Here is a 23282-nt window from a genome sequence, read left to right on the forward strand (position 1 = left end):
GTGAGCACCGACCACCCTATCCCGCAACGCCCCAGCACCACCCAGCTGCTGACCGCCTTTAATACCGCCTCCGTGCGCTGGCCCGGTGCCCGGCGCGCGGCCTTGGCGCTGCTAATTCCCGGCGCCTTCGCCATGCTCACCGGCCACGACTACGCCATCCTGCTGCTGGCCACCGGCGCCTTCGCCGTGATTTTCGGCGAAGGCCACCCCTTTCGCACCCGGCCCCGCGTCATCCTCACCGCTGGCTTAGCCCTGACCACCGTGGCGACCGTGGGCGTGCTGGTCGGCCACCTCATTTTCGTCCCCGGGCACGGGCACTGGTGGCTGTTGCTCGCCGGTCTTTATTCCCTCCTGCTCGCCGCGCTTTGCGGCTTTACCCAGAACGCGCTGCGCCTGCCGCCGCCGGGCGCCTTCTTCCTCGTCTTGGTCGGCGGCGGTTCGGTGATGTTGGCGCGGACGGATACGAGCGTTAGCCAGCTGTTCCTGTGGTCCCTGACCGGTGTGCTGGCCAGCCTGCTTTTGGGCATGGCGCCCGCGCTCATTGATGTGCACGGCCCCGAACGCCGCGCCGTCGCCGCCTTGGAAAAGGCCACCGCTGCGTTTGTCTCCGGCGAGGATGATTCCCTCGCCCGCCACCACCAGGCCCAAACGGCGCTGTCGACGGCGTGGCAAGCGCTTGCCGATGCCGGCATCATCCGCGGCGGCCGCATCATCAATACCGCCGCCGCAGGCTTAGTGGATCGCACCTTGCAGGCCCAAGGGCGCATCGTCGCGCATAACCGCGCGCTGGATTTGGGATCTTCTTCGGATCTGCTGACCGATCACGCCACCGATGTGGATCCGCACCGCACCGCCATCCCGCACACCCGCCCCACCGGCCGCTACCGCATCTACCGCGCCGCGGTGCGGGACTCGCATGCCATGGTGACCACGCAGAAGATCGTGTTGTCCGCCGCTATTACCACGGTGGTCAGCTTGTCCTTAGGTTTTGACCGCCCGGACTGGGGCGTGGTCTCCGCCTTCCTCATGCTGCAGTGGGGACCGGACCACGTCGCCGGCACCGTCCGCGGCATCCACCGCATGCTCGGATCCATCGTCGGCGTCATGCTGTTTTCGGTCTTCCATTACTTCGGAGTGTCCGGGTGGAGCTTGCTCTTCGCCCTCGCCGCCTGCCAATTCTGCGCAGAGATTTTTGTAGCCAAGAACTATGCCATCTGCGTCATCTTTTCCACCCCGCTCGCGCTGCTGATGGGCAATTCCGCGCAGCGCCCCCTCTGGCCCACCATCCAGGCGCGCATCAGCGAGGTCCTCATCTCCATCATCGTGGCCACCATCGTGCTGTGGTTCTGGCAGCGCTCCGCGCCCATCCGCAACCAGCACCGCCTGCAAACCCGCGCCATGGAATCCATGTCCACCCTGCTCGGGCTGCTGTTTATCAATACTCCCGAAGAGGTCCTTGCCAGCCGCCGCGATCTGCAATACGAGCTGCTATCCGAGCGCCGCGCCATGCAATCCCTCGCCGCCGATAGCCCCGCCACCGCCCGCGAATTGTGGCAGCGGCACATCGCTATCCAGCACGCGGGCTATTTCTTGCTCGACTATTGCTCCACGCACCCGTTCAGGATGGCGAGCAGGGAGGAACTAGATGGCATCGTCAAGCAGATTCACGCCGCGCATGCCCAACAGCGCTAGCTTGTGAATTACGTCGCGGTGCTGAACAATTGAGACCACTACCCCTCGCCGAGCTAAGGACACCGTGACTTCTTCCTCCCGCGCCTATAAGCGCTCTCTCGAACCACACGATAAGGGCAGCGCCGTCGGGCTCTACCCGCACAATATGCACCCCGGGCTGGTGCCCGGCATCAGCGTTGAGGACCAACGCAATCGCTTCGGACTGGATAAATCGTTATTTTCCATCGCCGCTGTCCTCATCGTGGCCTTCATCATTTGGGGCATTACCATGCCCGATAACCTGGCCGCCGCCTCCTCCACCGCCTTTAACTGGGCCATCACCAATACCGGATGGCTGCTGAACATCACGATGCTGCTGGCCACCGTGACCATGGCCTATATCGGGTTCTCCCGCCTCGGCCGCATTAAGCTCGGCACGGATACGGAAACGCCCGAATTCAGCTACTTCAGCTGGGTAGCGATGATGTTTGGCGCCGGCATCGGCGTCGGCATCTTCTTCTACGGCCCCTCCGAGCCGCTATCGCACTACCTCAGCCCTCCTCCGCACACCGTGGATAACGGTAACTCCGTCGAGGCATTGCACCAAGCCATGGCCCAGTCGCACTTCCACTGGGGCATTTCCCCGTGGGCGGCCTATGCTTTGGTTGGCGCGGCGATTGCCTATTCGTCCTACCGGCGCGGCCGCGTTCCCCTCATCTCTTCCATCTTCCAGCCGCTCTTCGGCTCCCGCGCCACGGACGGCCCGCTGGGCAAGCTTATCGATGTCATGGCGCTTATCGCCACCCTCTTCGGCACCGCCGCTACCCTGGGGCTTTCTGCTATTCAAATCGGCCAAGGCGTCAGCATCATTCGCGGCGCAGGACCCATGACCAATTCCGCGCTCATCATCGTCATCGCCGTCTTAGGCTGCGCGTTTATCATCTCCGCGGTCTCTGGCGTCGCGCGCGGCGTGCGCTACCTGTCCAATTTCAATATCACCTTGACCTTGGGGCTTATTGCCTTCGTATTCTTGGTCGGACCCACCCTATTGCTGCTGAACCTGATTCCTTCGGGCATCGTGGTCTATATCGATCAATTCCTGCCCATGATGGCCAAGGGGCTGTCGTGGGGCGATGAGACAATTGAATTCCAGTCCTACTGGACGGCGTTCTACTGGGCCTGGTGGATTGCATGGACGCCGTTTGTGGGCATGTTCGTCGCCCGCATCTCCCGCGGCCGCACCATTCGCGAATTCGCCGCCGTGACTATCTTCGCGCCCACCGCCATTTTGGCGTTGGCCTTTACCATCTTTGGTGGCACCGCCATTTCCTTCAACCAAGACAGCGTAGAGGGCTTCGACGGGGAATCCTCCAATGAACAGGTGCTCTTTTCGATGTTCCAGGATCTTCCCCTTGGCACCATCACCCCGTTTATCCTTTTGGTCATCCTCGCGGTCTTCTTTGTCACCTCGGCTGACTCTGCCTCCGTGGTCATGGGCACCATGTCCTCCAAGGGCGACCCAACCCCGAATAAGCTCATCGTCATCTTTTGGGGCCTGTGCATGATGGGCATCGCCATCGTCATGCTGCTAACCGGCGGCGAGGACGTGCTCACCGGCTTGCAAAACCTCACCATTCTGGCCGCCCTGCCCTTCTGCCTCGTGCTGCTGACCATGATGGTGGCGTTCATCAAGGATTTGCGCTCTGATCCGATGTTCATCCGCCGCACCTATGCCCGTTCGGCGATGGATAATGCGGTCATGCGGGGCATCGCAGAGCATGGCGATGAATTCGAGTTCTCCGTCCAACATGCCGAAGATGGCCGCGGGGCCGGCCACGACTTCGATTCCACCGCGGACCGTTATACAGAGTGGTACCAGCGCACGGACGAAGAAGGCGAAAACGTCGATTATGACTTCGAAACCGGCGAATGGTCCGATGGCTACGCCCCAGAGGATGAGGTGAAGTAATGGGTCTTCCCAGCGAAGTTGTCCTCGATGGCTACACCCTTATCGAGCAGCACGAGATTGACCACGAATTCTTATTGCGCGGCTCGCCGCTGAGCACGAACACTCCCCTGCTCTTCGCGCTCACCATCGCCGGCATCGTACTCGTGGCCGCCAGTTTATTTCTACGCGGGCGCGGGCGGGTCATCGCCGGTGTATTGGGCGCGGTGCTCGCAGTAAGTAAGCTGTGGTGGATGCCCTTCGCCTTGGCGCGGCACTTCGATGACGGTCAGGTCTTTGGCTATACGCTCAAGTACTTCCCGCAATACTGGCCGGTGGCCTCCATCATTGTCGGCGTCATCGCGCTCATCGGCTTGGCCTCTGCCATTATCCGACGGCCTTAACCTCCGAGCACCGCAATCGCGATGTGAAATGCGCGTATTCACGTCGGCGGGGCGAAAGAAACGCTGCTCAGCCCTCGGGCCGTCAACTGGCTTGTGCCTGCCACCACCCAGGCGCTCGCACACATCATTATTTCTGCACGCCGGCGGCCTCGCGCATGGCCTTGGTCTGCGCGGAAGGGTGCTCGTTTTCGGTGGCCAGTCGCTCGAAAGCCACGGCGGCGAGCGCTGCCGCCTGCATGCCGAGCACGGAGTCATCAAAACGCATCATCGGCGAGTGGTTCCACTCGCGCTGGTTCTCAGGCGTCGAGGGGTTGGCCGTACCCATCCACATAAACGTGCCCGGCACTTGGGAAAGAACATAGCCGAAGTCCTCGGAGGCCATCATCGGGGCTTCGAAGGGCTGCATGTTTTCTGCGCCAAACATCTGTCCCCACAGCGTGGCGGCGAATTGATTCTCCCGCGGGTTCGTCTTCGTCATGGGATACAACACCTCGAAATCCACCTGCGCGGTGCAACGGTGCGAGGCGGCCACCGAGCTGGAGACCTCGGTGATCATTTGGCGGACGGCGTCGATCTTTTCATCGCGAAGCACGCGCACCGTCGCCCCCAGCGCCGCGCGATCTGGAATCGCGTTATACGCACCATTGCCTGCCCACAGGTTAGTCACGGTGATAACGATGGGCTCCAGCGCGTCGAAGCGGCGCGTCAGCGCGGTCTGCAGCGCCATCTGGATTTCCGCCAGCGCCGCGACGGGGTCAATGGCATCGTGCGGGCGGGACCCGTGCCCGCCCTTGCCCAGCACCGTAATGGTCAGGTTGGACGAGCTTGCCATCATTGGACCTGGAACATAGTGGAACGTGCCTCGGTCTTGCGGGCCGACGTGCAGGCCGTAGGCGGCGATTGGGCGTCGGCCAGCGGCATCGAGCACACCCTCCTCGATCATCGGTTGCGCACCGCCCGGGCCTTCCTCGCCGGGCTGGAACATAAAGGTGACATCGCCATGCAGCTCCTCGCGGTGCTCGCACAGCATGCGTGCAGTCCCAATCAGCCCCGCGGTATGCAGGTCATGGCCGCAGGCGTGCATGTATTCGTTGATCGACGCAAAGGGGCTGCCGGTCTGCTCATGCACCTCCAGCGCGTCCATATCCGCGCGTAGCAGCACCGATACCGGCCGCTCGCCGCGCTTGCCGCCGCGCAGCACCGCCACCACAGAGCTAAGATCCTGCCCCACATGGATCTCGAGTGGCAGTCCCTCGAGCGCTTCAAGAACCTTTTGCTGGGTGCGCGGCAGATGCAGCCCGATTTCCGGGTGGCGGTGCAAATCACGCCGGATTTCCTGCAGGTCCTTCACCATGTTTTCGCCCATGTCCTGAAAAATCTCCGTCGCCGGCTGCTTGCCGATGCGCGCCCTAGTTACCGGCAGCGGCGGCAGCTCCTGCGCTTGGCGCGGGACGGACTTACGGCCGGGGTGGTTGGGGCGGATAATTTTCGTGGGATCAGTCATATGGGCTCCTTTACTCGCTGTCATATTCGACAATACCGCAGGTTATCCACAGGGTGAATGGACGGCGAGACGCCAGGTGTGACGCGTGGGGCGAGTTATCCACAGGCGGGACGGAGCGGGCTTTCGCGCGGGTGTACGGTGGCTTAACCTCGCAGGCATGACCCGCTTGCAGGACTACGCCCGCCAATTAACCTCGCCGATGGAGCTTCTCGGCGAGGTATTCGGCCTTGCCGAGGCGGATCTGCGGCGGCTCGGTATTTCCCGGCAGGAATCGCGCGAATTGCTGCTGCTTGCCGATGCCTACTTCGGCCCCACCTCCTTCACCCGCCGCCAGCGCACGTGCCGGGCGACCAAGCACTGCTTAACCACACTCAAGCTGATTGAAAAATACGTCTCCCGCACCAAGACTAAGCGGGATGCTTGGGCGCTGCGGGCGGAGTTGTGTGGGACTTCGGGGGACATCGACAAGCTGGCGCGCACTCGGCTCAAGGAGATGTATCCTCCCCGCCAGCCCCAGCGTGGGGTGCGCATGACCCGGCGAAAGGACGGGCCCTCCACGCTGTCGATTACCGGCGATTCCGATTTCATCGCTGACCTGCACTCCACCATTGGGGAGGACTCCCCACTCGAGGCTGTCGACCGCATCTTCTTCCGCGGTGGTGCCACCCGCCCGGTGGCTAGCACCAATATCGTCATCCACCTCGATGAACTGGATCAAATCTTAAGCGGCGGCGGCGAAGAGGTCACGCTGCAGATGACCAACGGTGCCGAAATTTCCGGGGCCAAGTTGGTGGAGAAAAAGCTTGCCGAGGTCGGCCTTGTCACCCTCATCCATCCCTTCGAGGGCCCAGTCAACCTCTATAGGACTTCCAGGTTCGCTTCCGAAAAGCAGCGGCTGATGGCCGCCGCCGAAAACCCCTCCTGCCCGTGGGCAGAATGCAATTATCCGGCCGATAAATGCCAGGTCCACCATCTCCAGGCGTGGAAGCACGGCGGCGAGACGAATATGGACAACCTGACCATTGCTTGCCCCTATCACAACGGAGTCAACGACGATGACCCGCACGCCCCGCCGGTGCGCGGCCGCCTGCATCGCCATCGCGGCCGCATCGAATGGCTCCCGCCTTGGGCCTCGCCGCCCAGCTAGGTGCTCCCCTGGAAAGCGGCGCTCCGCCTGCTGTCGCTCTTCAACTTGCCACCACTTTTAGCAATCACTGGTCCAGCGGTTGCCAGTTTGGCGTGTCGTGGGCCCTGTGTGCTGGCGGTGCGTTTTGGTGTGCCTTCTCACAAGATCGAGGCAATGCCACGCCCTTTGCACTGCGGTGGAAGCAAATACGTGGTTAGCCAGAGATTAGCTGGGCAGCGGGATTTTAGGCTTCGAGGAGGCTGCGGCCGAAATAATCGGAATCATCGGCAACGCCGGGAAGTGCGTAGAAATAGCCGCCGCCGTAGGGGCGGATATAGTCCGCCAGCGGTTCGCCTTCGAGGCGTTTTTGCACCGTGATGAACTGTCGCTTCAAGTCCTGCTGGAAGGAGATAAACACCAGGCCCACGTCGAGGGTGCCATTATCGCGCACGCCATTGTCATAGTTATAAGCGCGGCGCAGCATCAACTGGTCAGCGGTGTCTGGGGTGCGAGGATTGGCCAGACGGATGTGGGCATCGGTGGGAATCACATCGCCGGTGGCATCATCGAGGTAATCTGGTTCGGCGTGCTCGTCGCCGCCCGATAGTGGGCCGCCGGTTACGCGGTCGCGGCCAAAGATTTGCTCCTGCTCGGCGATGGAAATGCGATCCCAAAACTCGGTGTACATGGCAATAAGCCGCACCGCCATATAGCTACCGCCCGCAGCCCAATCGGGCTCATCCGAACCGGCCCACACGAGCGAATCGTAGTCATCAGGGCCGGGATTGACGATGCCATCCTTAAACCCCAAATGATTGCGCTGCGTACCCGACGGCCGCGGGGAATTCATATAACCGTTCTGCCGCCAGCGCACTGCCACATCGCCGCGGGTATGGCGCAAAATATCGCGCAGCGCGTGGAGAACAGTATCGCGTTCATCGGCGCAAATCTGTAAAGCAAGGTCACCGTGACATTTTTCTTCTTGCAGGGTGTCATCAGCAAACGCTTCCATCGCGCGCAGGTGGGCGGGCTTGTAGGCGGCGAGGCCGAAGCGGGCATCGAAAAGCGAATCGCCCACAGCGAGGGTGATAGATAAGTGATCGGCCGGAAGCTCAGGGCCCAGCTCGCCCGAATCCATTGCCGGGTAAGCAATGCCATCGGGCGCGGGAGTGCCACCAGCGGTTAAGATGCGTGCCCTTTCACTTAGCGTGCGCAGGAGCTTGTCCAAACGGGCCTTTGTCTTGACCTGCACGTCCAACGCCACTATTTCCGAGTATTTCTGTGGGGGATTTATGATGCCTTGCTGGTGTTCGCCGTGAAAATCCAGCGCGCCCGGCTGATCCACGGAATCGGTGGTTTCGAGCGGAAGCGACGTGGACTGCGCTTCTGCTCCCGGGGCAGCTGCGCCTGCGGCCGCGGAGGCGGCGAGGCCAGACAGAAAAGAGCGGCGGGAAAAGTTAAACGGGCACGGCACTAGTTCATCCTCCGGATAACGGTCATGGTGGCAACTGGGGCGAGCAGCTCATTCGCCTTGGCGACGCCCGCCTGTAAGCGCAATCGGTCCTCCTGTGTCCAGTTGGCGAAAGCCACGCTAGAAGCACCACCGTATTTATCGTCGAATTCCTCAGCAAGGGAGTCCAAATCCGCGAGCTGGTCGTAGATGGGAGCGGTGTCTAAACCGCGATCCTCGACCAAAGCGCGCACGGGATCCAGCGTTTGCCGCGTCGATGTAATGATTCCGCGCAGGGCGGTAGGCAGGGCGTGGGCGCCGAAATCGCGCTCGCCGCGCAGGTCAAAACGCTCGAACTCCTCCATCACCTCATGCGCGCGCAGCCCATAATCCGGGGCGGGAATGGCAAAATGGGAGGTGTCGAGGGCGTGGGCGGTCTGGTCGGTGGCATCGGCAAGCGCGGCGGCGGGCTGGGTAGCATCGCTCGGCGGGCGATTGGACCACAGGATGCGCTCGATGTCTTCGTAGCCCTCCAAATCCGGGCCGGGCCACTCCGCGCTGGAATCGTCGAAGGAGCGATAATACTCCAGGTAGTCCAGGTAGGCGGCTTGGGCGGCGGGGCGGGAGGAAGAAGTGGCATCGGCAAGCGCATGCGCGCGCTTTTGCAACTCAGGCACGCGCTTTTTCTGGTTTTCAGCCTGCTTGATGGACACCGCGGCGACCTCGTGATCCGTAATGGGGACCATCTTGGGCGCATTCGTAACGGTGGACCCCGTCACCGTGAAAACGTCGGACTCCACGGCGGAATCGTTGTGGAAGACGCAGGTCAGGTGGTAGGTTCCGTCCTCCAGCTGCGGGTTCCACTCGCGAACGGCAGGGGTGCCGATGCGCTCGAGAACCTGGTAGGCATTGCCCTTGTCATCGGAAACGTAGACCGTGAGGGCAAGCCCGGTGGTGTTATTAATCTTCCATTTCGCCTCACCCTGCACATCCTCAGGCGCCGGGCAGGAATACACATCGCGCACGGCGAGCTCGCGTGTGGGCTGCTCGCTGCCCTGCCCACTGAGCGTGGCCTGGGTACCCGTTTGCGGGATGGAGAGCCCAACGGCGAGCGCGAATGCGGTGGCGAAACGGGAAATCTTCATAAATTAGAAAGGCAGGTTCTTCAAATCCAGGCCGGGGTGACCACTCATGAGCCAGCCGATGATGCCGGCGGCTACGCCCAGTGCGGCGAGGATGCCGATGATGCCTACCTTGGAGGAACCGGAAGCGGCGTGGTTAGTATCCGGCTGCTGGGCCTTATCCAGCGTGGTCACGGCAGGAACGCCCTGCTCGGTGACCTTGGTGTCATTCATGCCATCGACAACCGGCTTCAGGTTGGTGCCAGCGCGCGAGGTGTCATCCACGCGCTCTACGGAGTCATAATCCTGCGCCACAGTGCCATCGGTTTCATTGAGGAAGAGCTTCGGGGCCTTCTCCGCAACCGCGAAGTCGAACATGCCGGTGAGCTCACCCGCGCGGTCATCGAAGGAATCGCCGCCCAAGCGGCCGAGGCCCCAGTTGTCCTGGATGAACTTGGTCACCGAGGTCTGCTCGGTATAGGTGGAATCGATGTGGTTGGTCTTGGCATAGGGAGATACCACCAACAGCGGCTGGCGAGTACCGGGGCCGCACTGGCCGTTTTTATCACCCTTGATGCCTACCTTCGCGGCAGCGGCGGTGCAGATTTCCTTGTCCTGGTGCGGATCAGTGGAGCCGTTGAGGATTTCCGGTGCCTTGTGGTCGTACCAGCCATCGGAATCGTCGTAGGCGATGACGACTGCGGTGGAATCCCACTCCGGGGAGTTTTGCAGCTCGTTGATGTAGTGGGTGATAAACGCTTGCTCATCCAGCGGATTGGAGTAGCCAGCGTGGCCATCCTGGTAGTTGGCGGCCTTGAGGAAGGAGACGGAAGGCAGATTGCCCTGCTCGATGGCGGTATCGAAGTCCGCGAGGTCGTACTGGTGGTTTGCCTGGTCGGTCTTGCCAATCATGTCATCGCTGGACGGGGCCAGGTGGTGTGGGTTGGCGGTAGAGGCGTAGTACTGGAACGGCTCGTGGTGCGGGTTGTAGTCCGTCTGGTTCTGGCCGGTCAGTGTGGTGTGCGAAGAACCGCAGCGGGCGCGGGAGTCCTTCGTTGCCTCATCGGTGGGGCGGAATCCGCCTTGGAACCAGCCCCAAGTGACGTCCTTATCGTTGAGCTGGTCACCAATGTTCTTGGAGTGCATAGCGGTGACCTGGTTGGTACCGGCGGAGGACTTATTGGAGCAGTCATCGAAAAGCGGGTCTGGGTCGCCCACCACGGTGGCGGTAGACCCGTCCTCGGATACGCCGGCCAGGGCGTGGTTCTTGCCATCCTCGATTTTCTGCTGGTCGCCCGTGGCTGGGTCGTGCATGGTGGCATCCGCAACGGTGCCGGAAATCAGGTTCAGCGCGCCCGGGGTGGAGGGGCCGAAGATGGTGGAAAAGCTATTGTCATTCAGCGCGAAATTCTGCGCGTAGTTCCACATGCCGGTCACGGTATTTCCGTCGTAGTATCCCATGGTCATGCCCGGGGTGGCGTAGGCACCCTCATTGCTCTTATCGATGTCCGTGGACACAGTCTCCGGGAACTTGTCCATCTTGCCGCCGTTGTAGGCTTCCTGCTCATCGGCGTAGTGGTGGTTCTGGTCCGTGGTCACGGAGTGTTCAGGCGAGATGCGAAAAGGATCGATGGAATTCGGATTGTCCTTCAGCTTGCCGCTGTTTTCGAGATTATCCGCTTTAGGGGTGTCGGCCTTGGCGGTGAACTTAGGGGCAGGTTTCTCGCTTCCCTGCAGCTTTTCGGTCTCGTCATTGAGTGCATTCGGGTAGGTGCCGAAGTAGTGGTCGAAGGAAATGTTTTCGGAGTAAATGACCACGACGTGATCGATGGGGGTCTTGGTTTCTGCCTGTGCGATACCGGGGACCAAGGAGGTCGTAGCAGCGGCTGCGGCGCACACTGCCACAGCGCGAGAGCGAAGCTTCATCTTATTTTCCGCCTTAAGTTAAACGAGTGAAACAAAGAGGGAGAAAGTGGCTGTGGCTCGCCGAAGAGTCATCGGTCGCTTTCGAATCGAAATTAAACGCCGTGAAACCATAAACCGCAAACACTCAAAAAGGGCATTCCCAGTCTCAGGAATGCCCTATGGGTGCTGCTCAGCCTCGCTTTTAGGCGGCAGCCACCGCGGAGATTGTTAACTGAAAGTTAAAGTACTATTACGCTGCGCTTTCCAGTGCTTAGTCGTCCGCGTCCGTCGACAGCGCCGCCACGAAGGCCTCCTGCGGCACCGACACGGAGCCCAAGGTCTTCATGCGCTTTTTACCCGCCTTCTGCTTTTCCAGCAGCTTGCGCTTACGCGAGATATCGCCGCCGTAGCACTTGGCCAGCACGTCCTTGCGCATGGCGCGGATGTTTTCGCGGGCGATGACTTTGGTACCAATGGCCGCCTGGACTGGGACCTCGAATTGCTGGCGCGGGATGAGCTCCTTGAGCTTCTTAGTCATCTTATTGCCATACCACTGGGCGGAATCGCGGTGGATGATGGCGGAGAAAGCATCCACCGGGTCGCCGTTGAGGAGGATATCGACCTTAACGAGGTCAGACTGCTGCTCGCCGGCCTCCTCATAGTTGAGCGAGGCGTAGCCCTTGGTGCGGGATTTCAACATGTCGAAGAAATCAAAGATGATTTCACCCAATGGCATGGTGTAGCGCAGCTCCACGCGGTCTTCGGACAGGTAATCCATCCCGCCCATCTGGCCACGCTTGGATTGGCAGAGCTCCATGGTCGGGCCGACGAACTGCTCGGGCACGATGACGGTCATGGAGACAATGGGCTCGTAGACCTCGTTGAGCTTTCCTTCCGGCCAGTCCGAGGGGTTGTGAACCCAGCTTTCCTCGCCGTCTTCTGCCACCACGCGGTAGGTCACGGACGGGGCGGTAGAAATCAGGTCGAGGCCGAACTCGCGCTCCAGGCGGTCGCGGGTGATTTCCATGTGCAGCAGGCCCAAGAAGCCGCAGCGGAAGCCAAAGCCAAGGGCGACGGAGGTCTCGGGCTCGAAGGTCAAGGAGGCATCGTTAAGCTGCAGCTTTTCTAACGCATCGCGCAGGTCGGGGAAATCGGCCTGGGAGATGGGGAAAAGCCCGGAATAAACCATTGGATCGGGATCCTTGTAGCCCTTCAGCGGGGTCTCGGCGCCGCCGTGGGACCAGGTAACGGTATCGCCCACCTTAGTCTCGCGCACGTCCTTCACGCCGGTAATAAGGTAGCCCACTTCGCCGGGGCCCAATCCCTCGCACTTTTGCATCGTGGGCGAGACGATGCCGATTTCCAGCAGCTCGTGGTTGGCGTTGGTGGACATCATCGTCACCTTCTGGCGCGGGGTGAGCTTGCCGTCCACCATGCGGATATAGGTCACCACGCCGCGGTAGGTGTCATAGACGGAGTCAAAAATCATCGCGCGCGCGGGCGCATCGGGCGCATGCTCCGAGGAAGGCGGCGGAACCAGCTCGCAGACCTTATCGAGCAGCTCAACCACGCCTTCGCCGGTCTTGCCCGATACCTTCAACACTTCCTCGGGCTCGCAGCCGATGATATTCGCGATTTCCAGCGCGTACTTATCCGGATCCGCCGCGGGCAGGTCGATCTTATTGAGCACTGGGATGATTTCCAGGTCATTTTCCATCGCCAGGTACAGGTTGGCGAGGGTTTGGGCTTCGATGCCCTGGGCGGCATCGACAAGCAGGATGGCTCCCTCACACGCCTCGAGCGCGCGGGAGACCTCGTAGGTAAAGTCCACGTGGCCGGGAGTATCGATCATCTGCATGACGATCTGCTCGCCTGTCGATGCCCCCGATTGCGGCACCCACGGCAGGCGCACGTTCTGCGCCTTAATCGTAATGCCGCGTTCGCGCTCGATATCCATATTATCGAGGAACTGGTCACGCATATCGCGCTCCGCAACCACCTTAGATAGCTGCAGGATGCGGTCTGCCAGCGTCGACTTTCCGTGGTCGATGTGAGCAATAATGCAGAAGTTACGGATCCGGGAGGGATCCGTAAACGTCGTGGCCGCAAAGTTTTCAGACATACGTCTACAATAGTCGACATGAATTCCGGCATGCTCACCCGTCTGCGCGAGGCGCTCGGAATCAGCGAGCGCGAGCCCGTGGACTCCGGCCTCAACCGCATCAACTCCCAGTTAGGGCTGGACAGATCCGCCCAAAGCCACGAGCCGCGCAAGGCCGCCTCCATCCAGGTCGAGGCCACTGCGGCGCACCCCCGTTCCATCTTCTTCTCCCCCGATATGGACGGCCAGGCCGATTCTGGCGAGGTCGTGTGGGTGTGGACGCCTTCGGAAGGCAAGCAGTCCCCTCCCCGCGAGCGCGCTATCTTGGTGGTCGGGCGCACCCGCACCACCGTGACCGGCCTGCTCATTTCCGCCAACCCAGAGCATGCGCTTGACGATGCCTGGCTGGAAATCGGCTGCGGCGAATGGGACGCCTCCGGGCGCAATTGTTGGGTGCGCTTGGACCGTTTATTGGAGGTTTCCGAGGAGCAGGTGCGCCGGCAGGGCATCCTTTTTCCAGAACGCAGGTTCGAAAGGATTGCCAACCGCTTGCGCTCGCGCTATCACTGGGCGTAGTTCTGCGGCGCGGCGCCCGCAGACTTGGCTCGTGCGCGGTTGCGCTGCTATTATTTGCAAGTTACTTACTTTCCGGGCGCGTTGGTCGGGGCGGGCAGGACCTTGGGTTCGCTCTTCGAATACCAACGCCGAGCGGTTTCCCGCCCTTGGCGGGGATCGCGGGACACGTCCGGCGGGTTTGTTTCTGAATCAATCATCTTCGATTATCAAGAGGTATTTTTCATGGCTAATATCAAGTCCAAGCAGAAGCGCGTTCTGACCAACGAGAAGTCTCGTCAGCGCAACAAGAGCGTGCGTTCCGCGGTTCGCACCGAGATCCGCAAGTTCCACGCAGCCGTAGAGACTGGTGACAAGGCTGCAGCTGAAAAGCAGCTGCGCGTTGCTTCCCGTGCGCTGGATAAGTCCGTTTCCAAGGGCGTCTTCCACCGCAATGCTGCTGCTAACAAGAAGTCCGGTTTGGCTACCGCCTTCAACAAGATGGACTAGTAACTAGCCTTCTTGTCTCCCCCGAACAAAGCGCTGCCTGCGTGCAGCGGCTTGTTCGGGGGATTTTTATTGCGCCGTTTTCATTGCTCGTGATGAGCCTAGGCTAGATCATCGGCAAAGTAGGCCTCGAAGATCTTGCCTGCATCTGCATAGGCCACCGACAATGATGTCCGGCCATGGGTTTCCACAAAAGTCTGGATGGCGGTTTGAAACTGCGTGTGGATGATATTGACCGCCGGGATGAGCCGAGAATCCGAGGCCTTCCACCCCTCGCGGGCTTGCAATGCTCGGCGGATGTGCATCATGACGCGCTCGTTTCGGCGCCAGTACATGGACAATAATTTCCCATCCTGGGAGAGTGCTCGGGCGGTCAATTGGGAGATTTCTGGGAAATGATCGTTGCCCACAGCGTGCTCGAATTCCGCGTTTGCCATGATTGCAGAATCCTCCCGCAAGCTGCCGGTGGGCAGGCCAGCGGCGAAGTTTTGCAATTGTTGGTCGAACTTTTCCGAAACTTCCGGGCCGAGTACCGCTGACTCCTTGTCCTTGACGTAGTTAAAGAGGGTGCGCCGAGATATCCCGACGTCGTGCGCAAGCTCTTCCATGGTGAACCCGTCATACCCGTGGTCAATGACAAGCCGCAGCGCTGCGACGCGGATCTCTGAAATGCGCGGCATACTCTCTCCCCTCTTCCTCACGATATTCAACCCGTGGAAACCCAACAATTCAACCCCATAAATATGGTATTTTTCTTCACTTTATAGTCTTTCTGCCCACCAAGAAAACCGACCCTTGGTAGGCTTCCCTAACCTCCTTAAATCGCCGAAGTTACAGCATGTCAACGCGGCGTTCCCAACCCACGACGGCGAACCAGACGCCGAATCAAGCACTAAAGCAGGCGCTGGAGCAGGTGCTTGATCACCGTGATATTTTGCGCTGCAACACTTAGTTTATGGGCTTGTATGTTCGAAAGGGTGATGGTGTTCGTGTCTGCGGGGGCGGCTAAGATAGGTGACCAATGAACAACGTCAAGCCTCTGGTGAAATGGGCCGGCGGGAAACGCCAGCTCTTGCCGCATATTCACGCCGCCCTGCCCGCTGGGACACCGCGGCGTTATTATGAACCCTTCATCGGCGGTGGCGCGGTTTTATTTTCGCTCACTCCGGCCGCAGCGCGGGTCAATGACCTCAACTCGGAGCTCATCAATTTATATGAGGTAGTGCGCGAAGGCGTCGAAGAACTCATTAGCCTGGTATCGACCTACCCGAACGACGCGGATTTTTTCTATCAGCTGCGCGCGGTAGACCGCGATGCAGAACGGTTCGCGGCGCTATCTGCTACAGAGCGCGCCGCGCGGACGCTGTATCTGAATAAGACCTGCTATAACGGCCTGTACCGGGTAAATTCCGCGGGGCAATTCAATGCGCCTTTTGGCCGTTATAAGAACCCCACCATCTGTGATGCGGATACGCTGCGCGGGGTCCACCAGTATTTTTGGGACAATGACATCACCTTCACGCAGGGCGATTTCGCTGCGGCGGTAGCAGATGCCGGTGAAGGTGACTTTGTCTATTTCGATCCGCCTTATGACCCGGTCAACGTCACCAGCTCCTTTACCGGTTATCAAAAGGGCGGTTTTGACCGCGCGGAGCAAGAGCGCTTGAAGGCGGTGTGCGATGACCTCAATGCCCGCGGCGTGAAATTCCTCCTGTCCAATTCCGCCACGGAGTTCATCCGCGACCTCTACGCAGATTATTCCATCGACACCGTTGCGGCCACCCGCGCCATCAATTCCGTGGGATCACGCCGCGGCAAGGTAGATGAAGTGCTCGTGCGCAATTACGAGGTGGGCCATGAGTAAAGCACCGAGCACCCAGGAGCAGCGGGAGCTTCGCGCGCTTTTCGGAGTCCCAGAGGGCGAAAAGCTTGGCCTCGATGATTGGGGATGGCTGCGCATCATGGCCGCAGGGCGTGGCGAGGAGCTGGAAGAAAACGGATACTTCTACCTCACGGCCAAAGAGCTAAAAGAGCTTTCCGGCCGGGAACCGCGGCTGATGGCCAAGCACGATTTTTCTACCTCGCGCCCGTGGATTTTCAAAGAACTGGGTTTGGGTATTCTCCCGGTTAGCCGCAGCGAATACTTCGTCGGGCCGTTGGACCTGTACGAACGGTTCCCGGAACCGACCCACGCCGGGCCGAGTTCTGTGCGCACGTTGGACATGCCAGCCGGCCTTGACACCCTTGACATCGAGAGCGTGAACTCGGAATCGATGGCGTTAAATGTGGCATCGGCAAGCGGCATGCTTGAGCACTTCTTGGGATGCGAACCATTGCAGGCCACCGTCGCCGGGCGCATGTCGTCGCTGGAAATGACGATTCCAGTGCCGGATCTGGGGCTGGAAGTCAAGGTCGACCGCGCGCAGATGGAAATCGACGGCGGCTTCGAATCGCTCGAGCATTTGGTGCTGGTGGAGGCGAAAAATCACATCTCCGAAGATTTCAATAGCCGGCAATTGTATTTTCCGTACCGACGCTTCCAGCAGTGGCTATCTAAGGCAGTGGTGCCCGTGTTTTTGGTCTACTCGAATGGGATTTTCCACCTGTATCGGTACGATTTCAGTGCTCCCGCGGATTTCCGCAGCATCGCGCTGGTAGACCACGCCCGCTACGCGCTTAGCGCTTCGCACCTCAGTGTGGATGATGCGCTGGGCATTATTGGCTCCGTCGAGGCTGAGCCGGAGCCGGCGGGGATTCCCTTCCCGCAGGCCAATAGCTTCGAGCGCGTGGTCAACCTGGTGGAGCTCATTGCGCAGCAGCCGATGAGCAAGGAGGAAATTGCGGAGCAGTACGACTTCCATCTGCGCCAGGCAGACTATTACGCCAATGCGGCCTGCTATCTCGGGCTGCTGGCGCTTGCCGATGGCCACTATCAGCTCACCCCTCGCGGCGAAAAGGCCATCACACAGCCCCGACGCGATGGGCGCAACGCTGCCCTGCTGCGCGCGTTGGCGGCACGGCGGGTTTTCCGGCAGGCGCTGGAGATGAGCCTGCGGCGCGGGAAGGTGGCCGAAACGCACGAGATTGCGGCGTCGATAGAAGGACTCGGCCTGGGCGCTGGCACGGCGAGGCGGAGGGCCTCGACGGTGGCGCGGTGGATCCAGTGGGCGCTGGATGTGGTGGCAGAGGGCGAACCTGAGACTTTGCCGGGGCTTTAAGCCACGAGCTGTTGTACACCAGCGACCACGAGCGCGACGCCGGCGATGATGAAGAACAGGCCCGATCCGATATCGATCCACGGACCGGCAGCGATGAGCTTGCGGCGCACCGCATTCGTGGAAATCACCGTGGCCACCACGAGGAAGAAGGCGAAGGCCGATAGCGCCAGCGCCAGGGTTAAGGCGATGGCCAACCACAACGGTGGGGATGCCGGCAGCTGCGGGGCGATCATGGCGGCGAGGAACAACACGATCTTCGGATTGGACAGGTTCGTTGCCAGCCCCATCTTGAAGGAATGGCGCAGCCGGCCCAGTTTGGCCTCGGCGTCCTCCAAATCAACGGGCGGGTTGGTGCGCTGTTCGAGGCCGCTGCGCAGCGCCCGCCATCCCATGAAAACGAGGAAGCTACCGCCGATTGCCTGGACCGCCCCTAAGATTCCGGGGAAGGCGGTCAGAAGGGCGGCCGCGCCAAAGACCGTGGCACCGCACCAGAACAACACGCCGATTTGAATGCCCGCGGCCGCAGCGATGGCGTGGCGGCGCGACTTGGTGGCATAGCGGGTGACCAGGATGATATCTGGGCCTGGCGAGGCCACGCCCACCAGGTTCATCAGGAGAATGGTGAAAAAGGAAGTCCAGCTCACTGCGCGGACTCGCCTTCCAGGCGACCGAGCAGATCCTCGCGGCCAAACATGCGGGCCGAATCAATGGCGGTTGGCTGGCCGGCGGTAGCGGAGGCGCCGGCGTTTAGGAGGGCATCGATAACCGCGTCTTCTTTTTTGAAGATCGCACCTGCCAGGGGCGATTGGCCGCGATCATTGAGCAAGTTCACGTCGGCACCGGCGCCCGCCAGCGCGGTAACGAGATCCGCGTGGCCGTGGTAGGCGGCAAGCATGAGAAAAGACTGGCCGTCTTGGTTGACCAGATTGATATTGACGCCCTGGTCAATATAGTTCAGGAGATCGGGGTTTCCCTCCCGCGCCATGTCAAAGAGCCGACCGGCGAATTCTTGCACTTGTTCCTCAGACATGGGCTCTAGCTTAACGTGCCAATTCCGCGACTCGTTTTACGGCCGCCTCAACGGCGAATTCGGGCTCACCACCTTGGCCTTTAACGGCGGCGTCCAGTTCGGAGACGAGGATGACGGCGGCGGTGATGTCATCGGCGGTCCAGCGCCTAGCTACCGGTTGGGTCATTTTCACCACATACGGGGCAAGCCCGGTTTGGCTGGCAAGTGTGTACTGGTCCCCGCGGGCGGAATACAGGCGCGCGATGGCGCCGACCTTATTGGCCAAGGCCGCAGCGATGGCCACGGGGCTGGCGCCGAGCTGGAGGGCGCGCCGGCAGGTGGAGACGGCGGCCTCGACGCGGCCGGCGACGGCGGCATCGGCAATGTCCCAGTTGGCAACCTCGGCCACGCCGACGTAATAATTGCGCACCGCTTCCTGCGTCACGTTGCCACCGGTATCGGCCACGAGCTGGGAGATGGCGGAGGCAAGCTCGCGGAGGTCGGAGCCGACGCCGTCGAGTACCGCGTGCACGACGTCCGGGGTGGGGCGAACGCCGTGGGAGGCAAACTCGCGGGTGGCCCACTGCCCCAGCTCATTGGAGTAGAGCGAAAAGACCTCGTGCACCTCCGCAATCTTGCGCAGCTTCGCCACTAGCTCGGGCGCCTTCTTCTTTTTCTTCAGCGTTTTCGCGGCCACGGAATAGACCACCACCATGGTCATGCCCGGCGCAGGATTAACGCAGGCGCGCAGGATGATATCGACTACCTCTTTCCCGGCGCGTTCGCAGTCCGTGATGACGATGACGCGGTTATCGCCAAACAGCGACGGGCTGGTGGCCTCCAGGATTTCGCCCTCGGAAACCTCGGAGGCCTTGAGCATCATCAATTCGGGGCGATTGGCCTCGACTTCGGCCGCGGCCTTGTGAATGGTGTGGCGGGCGCGTTCGGTGAGGAATTCATCGTCGCCGAGAATGAGGTGTACGGGAGGCATGTCCATCATTTTAGCGCTAGGCGGCAAACAGACCCAGACAAGCGATAACCCCCGCCAAGGTCAGCCATGGCCGGTAATACAGCAGCCCTGCGATGACCCATCCGTACGCGAGGAGCGTAAATAGCGGGTGGGCGGTGATGGTGACCACGGGCAGGCTAGCCACGCCGTGGGCGATGGTATTGATCCACCACGCTGCGGGTTCGATGAGTTTTAATAATCCCGCGGCGACGATGCTCAAGGGGCCTAGCTGCGCGGCGATGGCCGCGAGCAGCCCTACCACGGTAATGGGTGCGGTGGCGGGTGCTACCAAAACATTGGCGAGGACCGAGACGACGGATACCTCACCGGACATGAGGGCGATAAGCGGCAGGGTGAGGATATCGGCGGCAATCGCCACGGCAATAGCGCGCAGGAAGATGGCGGGCCAGCCGGTGACCGCGAGCTGCGAATAGATAAGCGGGCTTAGCATGACGATGCCGAAGGTCGCCGCGCACGATAGCGCGAAGCCAAAATGCACCGCGAGGTCCGAATCCACGAAAAGGAGGGTGAGGATGCCGAGGCTGAGCGCGTGGATGGGTTCCATGGTGGAAGAGTGCAGCACCGCGAGCAGGCCTACTACCCCGGCGACAGCCGCGCGCTGCACCGACGGTTCAAGTCCCACCAAGACGACATAGGTGGCTAGCGCGGCCAAGGACACCACCACCCTGGTGCGCGGTCCGGCGGCGCACGCGGCGCAAACGATGGCGGCGAAGGAACAGACGATGGCCACATTGGCACCGGATACAGCGCTGAGGTGCGATAGCCCGGTATCGATGTAGAGTTCGCGCTCGGCGGGACTTTGCAGGGAGGTATCGCCAAGCACCATGCCTGGGATGAGCCCCTGGCTGCTCGGGCCTACCGCCTCTAGTACGACCGCGCGGAAGTTATCGGCCACCCGTGCGGCCCAGCCGGCTAGGCCCGAAGGTGGCGCGGCGATGCTCAAGTGGGGGGCGTTGGCTATCACGTTCCCGACTCCGGGTTGGTCGGACTCGGAAAGCTGTACCGCTGCCGTGACTTGCGTTCCGGCAGGGACGCTCAGTGGCTCGGGGCTAAAGACCGGAAGCTGCGCGGGGTAGCCCGGGACATCGAGCCGGATGAGCCAGCCGCCGGTGCTCGTTTGGGTCGGCGCGGTGACCACGCGGCCGGTAATCTCGCGGCCAAAGTCAAAGGCGGCCGCACGCGCCTGTCGCACGCCTGCTACGAAGGCGGCGGCGCTGGCGAGCACGCCGCAAAAGATGGCTTGGCCCCAGTGCCGGGCGAGCAGGCATATTCCTACGACACTGCCGATGCACGCCACGGCCCACCCCTGCCCGAAAACGAGCACCGCGATGACCGCCACCCATGCGGTCAGGGCGCCGGGCAGCAGACGGAGTTCTTTCATCGCGGCGTGGCCTCTTCTGCCTACAGCTGCACGTTATCTTTGAGCTTGGCAAACTTGGCGGGACCAATCCCGCTGACCTCGAGGAGTTCCTCGACGTCCTTAAATCCCCCGCGCTCTTCACGGAAGGAGACGATGGCTTCCGCGGTGACCTCCCCTACTCCGTTGAGATCCATGAGATCGGCGGCGGTCGCGGAATTAAGGCTGACTTTATCGCCGCCGGCGGGTGCTGCGATGGGGGGCATCGGCAAGCGCGGGGTCGGGCGGAGCACCTTGGGGCAGGATGTGGAGCTGCTGGCCATCGGCAAGCCGCTGCGCTTGGTTGAGCGTCATGGTCTCCGCCTCCGGCAAAGGCGTGGCGGCCGCGAGGGCATCAGCGACGCGGGCACCGGGCTCGAGGGTCTTCAGGCCAGGTGCTGCAACCTCGCCGACGACGGATACGACGATTTCGCTAGCCTCCGCGCTGGGCTCGGCGGTGGTACTGCCCATCGCCGCGGGTTCGGGCATGCCGGACTCATCCGAATTGCGGGAGCTCAGGCCCAGCCAGATAATGACGCCCACCACCACGATGATGGCTACCGCGCAGGCTTGCCAGCGGCTGATGCGCACTCGCGGGCGCGGGTAATCGACCTGGAGGAGTTCTTCCTCGCCGGTGGGTTGAGTATATTCGCGGAGTCGTTCGCTGATCTTGGGTGCCGCCATAGCCCACAGGCTAGGAAGCCGCCGCGTGCGGTGCGAGAACGTGGGCAGAGGCGCTGTGGATAAGTCGTTGTAGGAGGCAACCAAACGGGTCCTGGCGGGATAGTTATCCACAATCAGGGGCGCACAGGCCGTAGGGCTTCGCCCGTGCGTGCGAGGGCCTAGGAGCTAAATACCGCAGATACCCCAATGGCGGAGGGCCCAGCGTGCACGGCGAGCACCTCGGTTAAGGGCGTGGTGATAAAGGACGTGCCTTCTGGCAGAGTATCGCGCAAGAGGCCCTGCAGCTTGTCCGCCGCTTCGCCGGCCTGGTTGTGCTGAATGGCGATGAAGGCGGGCTCGCCGGCGGCGCGGGCGGCGATGATCTCTACCACCTTGGTAAAGGCCTTGGTTTGCGTGCGGGTTTTTCCCACCAGTTCCAGCTTGCCGTCCACGATGGACATAATCGGCTTGGTGGCTAGAAGCGCGGTGGACAACATGGCGGTGGCGGCAGACATGCGGCCCGAGCGGCGCATATCCTCGGTGGAATGCAGGTACACCCAGGTAGCCGCCCGCTCGATGCTGTCTAGCGCCGCCGCGTGGCATTCTTCCAGCGCCGCGCCGTGTGCCGCCTTAGTGGCAGCCGCCATCGCCGCCGCGCCCATGACCATGCCGGCCGAGCCGGAATCGATAACGCGCACTGTATCGGGGAAAACCCCTGCCGCGGCCACCGCCGCCGACCACGTGGACGAAAGCTCCTTGGACAGGTGGATGGCGATCACGCCATCATCCTGCGCCTTTTCCATTTCCCGGCCGTAGGCGGCGGCCAATTCGAGGGAAGACAGGCCCGAAGTGGTGCGAAGCTTTCCGCCCTTATCCTCGCTATCCATCACGTGCAGGTCAATGACGGTGATATCGAGTTCTTCAGCGATCTCTGGGGGCAGGCTGGCCGCGGAGTCAGTAATGACGCGAACGGTCACTATGTATCTGCCCCTCCATCACCGGTGACCTCGCCACCCATATTCCAGCCGTCGAAGTACCACTGTGCGCTCGCCACCGTCTCTGGCGTGAATTCCAGGGAGGTTACGGGGGTTTCCGGGTTGAAATCCGGGCGGGCGGTCAGCTGCGACCAGTGGGTATTTTTCAGGCCGGATAAAATGCCGTACTGGCCGTGATCCAAGCCCAACAGGTGGCAGGTGAGCGCGGAAATTGCGCCACCGTGGGCGACAATGAGCACAGCACCGTCACCCCAGCCAGAAAATTCTTGCATGAGCTCGTCGATGACCGGACGAGCCCGCCGCGCCACGTCCACGCGGGACTCGCCCTCCGGCGGGGCCCAGGTAGGGTCATGGCGCCAGATGGCGCGGGCGCCGGGAAATTCCGCATCCACCTCGGCAGAGCTTTTGCCCTGCCACTGCCCCAGGTTGGTCTCGCGCAGGCGAGGGTCCGTAGAAAAGTCCAAGCCGAGTGATTCTGCCACTACCCGCGCGGTTTCCCGAGCGCGCTGCAAATCGGAGGCGACGATTTTTACCACGTCCTGATCCCGGAGCAGGCGCGCGGCGGCGCGGGCCTGTTCATATCCGACATCGGAAAGCTCAGTGTCCAAGTGGCCCTGCATGCGGCCGGAGGCATTGTAGGTGGTTTGTCCGTGGCGGATCAGAATCAGGCGGCGGCTCATGGTGG

The 23282-nt window shown here is 61.5% G+C and carries 21 protein-coding genes and 1 pseudogene; 8 read left to right on the plus strand and 14 right to left on the minus strand.

Features of this window, described 5'->3' with window-relative positions:
* From ABRP95_RS06815 to ABRP95_RS06825, 3 genes are all read left to right on the plus strand, one after another.
* Complete coding sequence (locus ABRP95_RS06815; RefSeq protein WP_349839134.1) at positions 1 to 1692, plus strand: FUSC family protein; 1692 nt, start codon at positions 1 to 3, stop codon at positions 1690 to 1692.
* A gap of 145 nt (positions 1693 to 1837) precedes the next feature.
* Positions 1838 to 3640 carry a BCCT family transporter gene (locus tag ABRP95_RS06820; RefSeq protein ID WP_349838280.1) on the plus strand — a complete coding sequence of 601 codons (1803 nt, stop codon included), beginning with the start codon at positions 1838 to 1840 and terminating at the stop codon, positions 3638 to 3640.
* Entirely contained in the window at positions 3640 to 4020 is a 381-nt protein-coding gene (locus ABRP95_RS06825) for a hypothetical protein (protein ID WP_284782315.1), read from the plus strand. The genes ABRP95_RS06820 and ABRP95_RS06825 overlap by 1 nt, the downstream gene beginning before the upstream one ends.
* Before the next feature lie 127 nt (positions 4021 to 4147).
* Here ABRP95_RS06825 and ABRP95_RS06830 read toward each other — a convergent pair whose 3' ends face one another.
* Positions 4148 to 5524 carry a M20 metallopeptidase family protein gene (locus ABRP95_RS06830; RefSeq protein ID WP_349839135.1) on the minus strand — a complete coding sequence of 459 codons (1377 nt, stop codon included), beginning with the start codon at positions 5522 to 5524 and terminating at the stop codon, positions 4148 to 4150.
* 157 nt (positions 5525 to 5681) lie between these two features.
* On the opposite strand from ABRP95_RS06830, the gene ABRP95_RS06835 reads away from it, so the two are divergent.
* A complete protein-coding gene (locus ABRP95_RS06835; protein ID WP_410755785.1) occupies positions 5682 to 6671 on the plus strand; it encodes an HNH endonuclease signature motif containing protein in 990 nt (329 codons plus the stop codon).
* 223 nt (positions 6672 to 6894) lie between these two features.
* Here the strand turns inward: ABRP95_RS06835 and efeB are convergent, their stop codons facing one another.
* The 4 genes from efeB to lepA all read right to left on the minus strand — a co-directional run bounded on the left by efeB (position 6895) and on the right by lepA (position 13248).
* Complete coding sequence (gene efeB / locus ABRP95_RS06840) at positions 6895 to 8124, minus strand: iron uptake transporter deferrochelatase/peroxidase subunit (protein ID WP_284770245.1); 1230 nt, start codon at positions 8122 to 8124, stop codon at positions 6895 to 6897.
* On the minus strand, positions 8124 to 9245 hold the full coding sequence (locus ABRP95_RS06845) for an EfeM/EfeO family lipoprotein (protein ID WP_284770244.1): 1122 nt from the start codon (positions 9243 to 9245) through the stop codon (positions 8124 to 8126). The genes efeB and ABRP95_RS06845 overlap by 1 nt, the downstream gene beginning before the upstream one ends.
* 3 nt (positions 9246 to 9248) lie before the next feature.
* Positions 9249 to 11147, minus strand: a complete 1899-nt coding sequence (locus ABRP95_RS06850; protein ID WP_284782312.1) for a phospholipase C — start codon at positions 11145 to 11147, stop codon at positions 9249 to 9251.
* 250 nt (positions 11148 to 11397) lie between these two features.
* The gene (lepA, locus tag ABRP95_RS06855) at positions 11398 to 13248 is read right to left on the minus strand and encodes a translation elongation factor 4 (RefSeq protein WP_349839136.1); all 1851 of its coding nucleotides are present in this window, start codon (positions 13246 to 13248) and stop codon (positions 11398 to 11400) included.
* Between the two features lie 18 nt (positions 13249 to 13266).
* On the opposite strand from lepA, the gene ABRP95_RS06860 reads away from it, so the two are divergent.
* The gene (locus ABRP95_RS06860) at positions 13267 to 13803 is read left to right on the plus strand and encodes a type II toxin-antitoxin system PemK/MazF family toxin (RefSeq protein WP_284782310.1); all 537 of its coding nucleotides are present in this window, start codon (positions 13267 to 13269) and stop codon (positions 13801 to 13803) included.
* A 65-nt stretch (positions 13804 to 13868) separates the two neighbouring features.
* Here ABRP95_RS06860 and ABRP95_RS06865 read toward each other — a convergent pair whose 3' ends face one another.
* Positions 13869 to 14000, minus strand: coding sequence for a hypothetical protein (locus ABRP95_RS06865; RefSeq protein WP_284805852.1), 132 nt, complete (start codon positions 13998 to 14000; stop codon positions 13869 to 13871).
* 25 nt (positions 14001 to 14025) lie between these two features.
* On the opposite strand from ABRP95_RS06865, the gene rpsT reads away from it, so the two are divergent.
* Positions 14026 to 14289 carry a 30S ribosomal protein S20 gene (gene rpsT, locus ABRP95_RS06870; protein WP_023023493.1) on the plus strand — a complete coding sequence of 88 codons (264 nt, stop codon included), beginning with the start codon at positions 14026 to 14028 and terminating at the stop codon, positions 14287 to 14289.
* 98 nt (positions 14290 to 14387) lie between these two features.
* Here the strand turns inward: rpsT and ABRP95_RS06875 are convergent, their stop codons facing one another.
* A complete protein-coding gene (locus ABRP95_RS06875; RefSeq protein WP_284770240.1) occupies positions 14388 to 14966 on the minus strand; it encodes a TetR/AcrR family transcriptional regulator in 579 nt (192 codons plus the stop codon).
* Between the two features lie 341 nt (positions 14967 to 15307).
* Between ABRP95_RS06875 and ABRP95_RS06880 the strand changes: the two genes are divergently transcribed.
* Positions 15308 to 16150, plus strand: a complete 843-nt coding sequence (locus tag ABRP95_RS06880; RefSeq protein ID WP_284770239.1) for a DNA adenine methylase — start codon at positions 15308 to 15310, stop codon at positions 16148 to 16150.
* Complete coding sequence (locus tag ABRP95_RS06885) at positions 16143 to 17504, plus strand: type II restriction enzyme (RefSeq protein ID WP_349839137.1); 1362 nt, start codon at positions 16143 to 16145, stop codon at positions 17502 to 17504. Before ABRP95_RS06880 ends, ABRP95_RS06885 begins: the two co-directional genes overlap by 8 nt.
* On the opposite strand, the gene ABRP95_RS06890 is transcribed toward ABRP95_RS06885, so the two are convergent.
* The 7 genes and pseudogenes from ABRP95_RS06890 to ABRP95_RS06925 all read right to left on the minus strand — a co-directional run bounded on the left by ABRP95_RS06890 (position 17501) and on the right by ABRP95_RS06925 (position 23277).
* Complete coding sequence (locus tag ABRP95_RS06890; protein ID WP_284770237.1) at positions 17501 to 18148, minus strand: LysE family translocator; 648 nt, start codon at positions 18146 to 18148, stop codon at positions 17501 to 17503. The genes ABRP95_RS06885 and ABRP95_RS06890 overlap by 4 nt on opposite strands.
* Positions 18145 to 18534: an ankyrin repeat domain-containing protein gene (locus ABRP95_RS06895; RefSeq protein WP_284770236.1), complete on the minus strand. Its 390-nt coding sequence runs from the start codon at positions 18532 to 18534 to the stop codon at positions 18145 to 18147. Before ABRP95_RS06895 ends, ABRP95_RS06890 begins: the two co-directional genes overlap by 4 nt.
* A gap of 10 nt (positions 18535 to 18544) precedes the next feature.
* Positions 18545 to 19513: a DNA polymerase III subunit delta gene (gene holA / locus ABRP95_RS06900; protein WP_284853584.1), complete on the minus strand. Its 969-nt coding sequence runs from the start codon at positions 19511 to 19513 to the stop codon at positions 18545 to 18547.
* 7 nt (positions 19514 to 19520) lie between these two features.
* Positions 19521 to 20924: a ComEC/Rec2 family competence protein gene (locus ABRP95_RS06905; RefSeq protein WP_349839138.1), complete on the minus strand. Its 1404-nt coding sequence runs from the start codon at positions 20922 to 20924 to the stop codon at positions 19521 to 19523.
* A gap of 20 nt (positions 20925 to 20944) precedes the next feature.
* A pseudogene (locus tag ABRP95_RS06915) lies at positions 20945 to 21623 on the minus strand (ComEA family DNA-binding protein).
* Positions 21624 to 21781: 158 nt separating this feature from the next.
* Positions 21782 to 22579, minus strand: coding sequence for a DegV family protein (locus tag ABRP95_RS06920; protein ID WP_284853585.1), 798 nt, complete (start codon positions 22577 to 22579; stop codon positions 21782 to 21784).
* Positions 22579 to 23277: a histidine phosphatase family protein gene (locus ABRP95_RS06925; RefSeq protein WP_284782302.1), complete on the minus strand. Its 699-nt coding sequence runs from the start codon at positions 23275 to 23277 to the stop codon at positions 22579 to 22581. Before ABRP95_RS06925 ends, ABRP95_RS06920 begins: the two co-directional genes overlap by 1 nt.
* Between the last annotated feature and the right edge of the window lie 5 nt (positions 23278 to 23282).

Origin of the sequence: Corynebacterium sp. KPL2895 (genome assembly GCF_040225815.1) — a bacterium.
Classification (GTDB): domain Bacteria; phylum Actinomycetota; class Actinomycetes; order Mycobacteriales; family Mycobacteriaceae; genus Corynebacterium; species Corynebacterium rhinophilum.

Bases quoted from the DNA above. Each gene is read 5' to 3' on its own strand.
- ABRP95_RS06905 (WP_349839138.1), bottom strand. From the start codon at position 20,924: ATGAAAGAACTCCGTCTGCTGCCCGGCGCCCTGACCGCATGGGTGGCG.
- ABRP95_RS06865 (WP_284805852.1), bottom strand. From the start codon at position 14,000: ATGATTGATTCAGAAACAAACCCGCCGGACGTGTCCCGCGATCCCCGC.
- ABRP95_RS06895 (WP_284770236.1), bottom strand. From the start codon at position 18,534: ATGTCTGAGGAACAAGTGCAAGAATTCGCCGGTCGGCTCTTTGACATG.
- ABRP95_RS06875 (WP_284770240.1), bottom strand. From the start codon at position 14,966: ATGCCGCGCATTTCAGAGATCCGCGTCGCAGCGCTGCGGCTTGTCATT.
- ABRP95_RS06820 (WP_349838280.1), top strand. From the start codon at position 1,838: ATGCACCCCGGGCTGGTGCCCGGCATCAGCGTTGAGGACCAACGCAAT.
- ABRP95_RS06845 (WP_284770244.1), bottom strand. From the start codon at position 9,245: ATGAAGATTTCCCGTTTCGCCACCGCATTCGCGCTCGCCGTTGGGCTC.
- ABRP95_RS06825 (WP_284782315.1), top strand. From the start codon at position 3,640: ATGGGTCTTCCCAGCGAAGTTGTCCTCGATGGCTACACCCTTATCGAG.
- lepA (WP_349839136.1), bottom strand. From the start codon at position 13,248: ATGTCTGAAAACTTTGCGGCCACGACGTTTACGGATCCCTCCCGGATC.
- ABRP95_RS06925 (WP_284782302.1), bottom strand. From the start codon at position 23,277: ATGAGCCGCCGCCTGATTCTGATCCGCCACGGACAAACCACCTACAAT.
- ABRP95_RS06850 (WP_284782312.1), bottom strand. From the start codon at position 11,147: ATGAAGCTTCGCTCTCGCGCTGTGGCAGTGTGCGCCGCAGCCGCTGCT.
- ABRP95_RS06835 (WP_410755785.1), top strand. From the start codon at position 5,682: ATGACCCGCTTGCAGGACTACGCCCGCCAATTAACCTCGCCGATGGAG.
- ABRP95_RS06885 (WP_349839137.1), top strand. From the start codon at position 16,143: ATGAGTAAAGCACCGAGCACCCAGGAGCAGCGGGAGCTTCGCGCGCTT.
- rpsT (WP_023023493.1), top strand. From the start codon at position 14,026: ATGGCTAATATCAAGTCCAAGCAGAAGCGCGTTCTGACCAACGAGAAG.
- holA (WP_284853584.1), bottom strand. From the start codon at position 19,513: ATGATGGACATGCCTCCCGTACACCTCATTCTCGGCGACGATGAATTC.
- ABRP95_RS06880 (WP_284770239.1), top strand. From the start codon at position 15,308: ATGAACAACGTCAAGCCTCTGGTGAAATGGGCCGGCGGGAAACGCCAG.
- ABRP95_RS06830 (WP_349839135.1), bottom strand. From the start codon at position 5,524: ATGACTGATCCCACGAAAATTATCCGCCCCAACCACCCCGGCCGTAAG.
- ABRP95_RS06860 (WP_284782310.1), top strand. From the start codon at position 13,267: ATGAATTCCGGCATGCTCACCCGTCTGCGCGAGGCGCTCGGAATCAGC.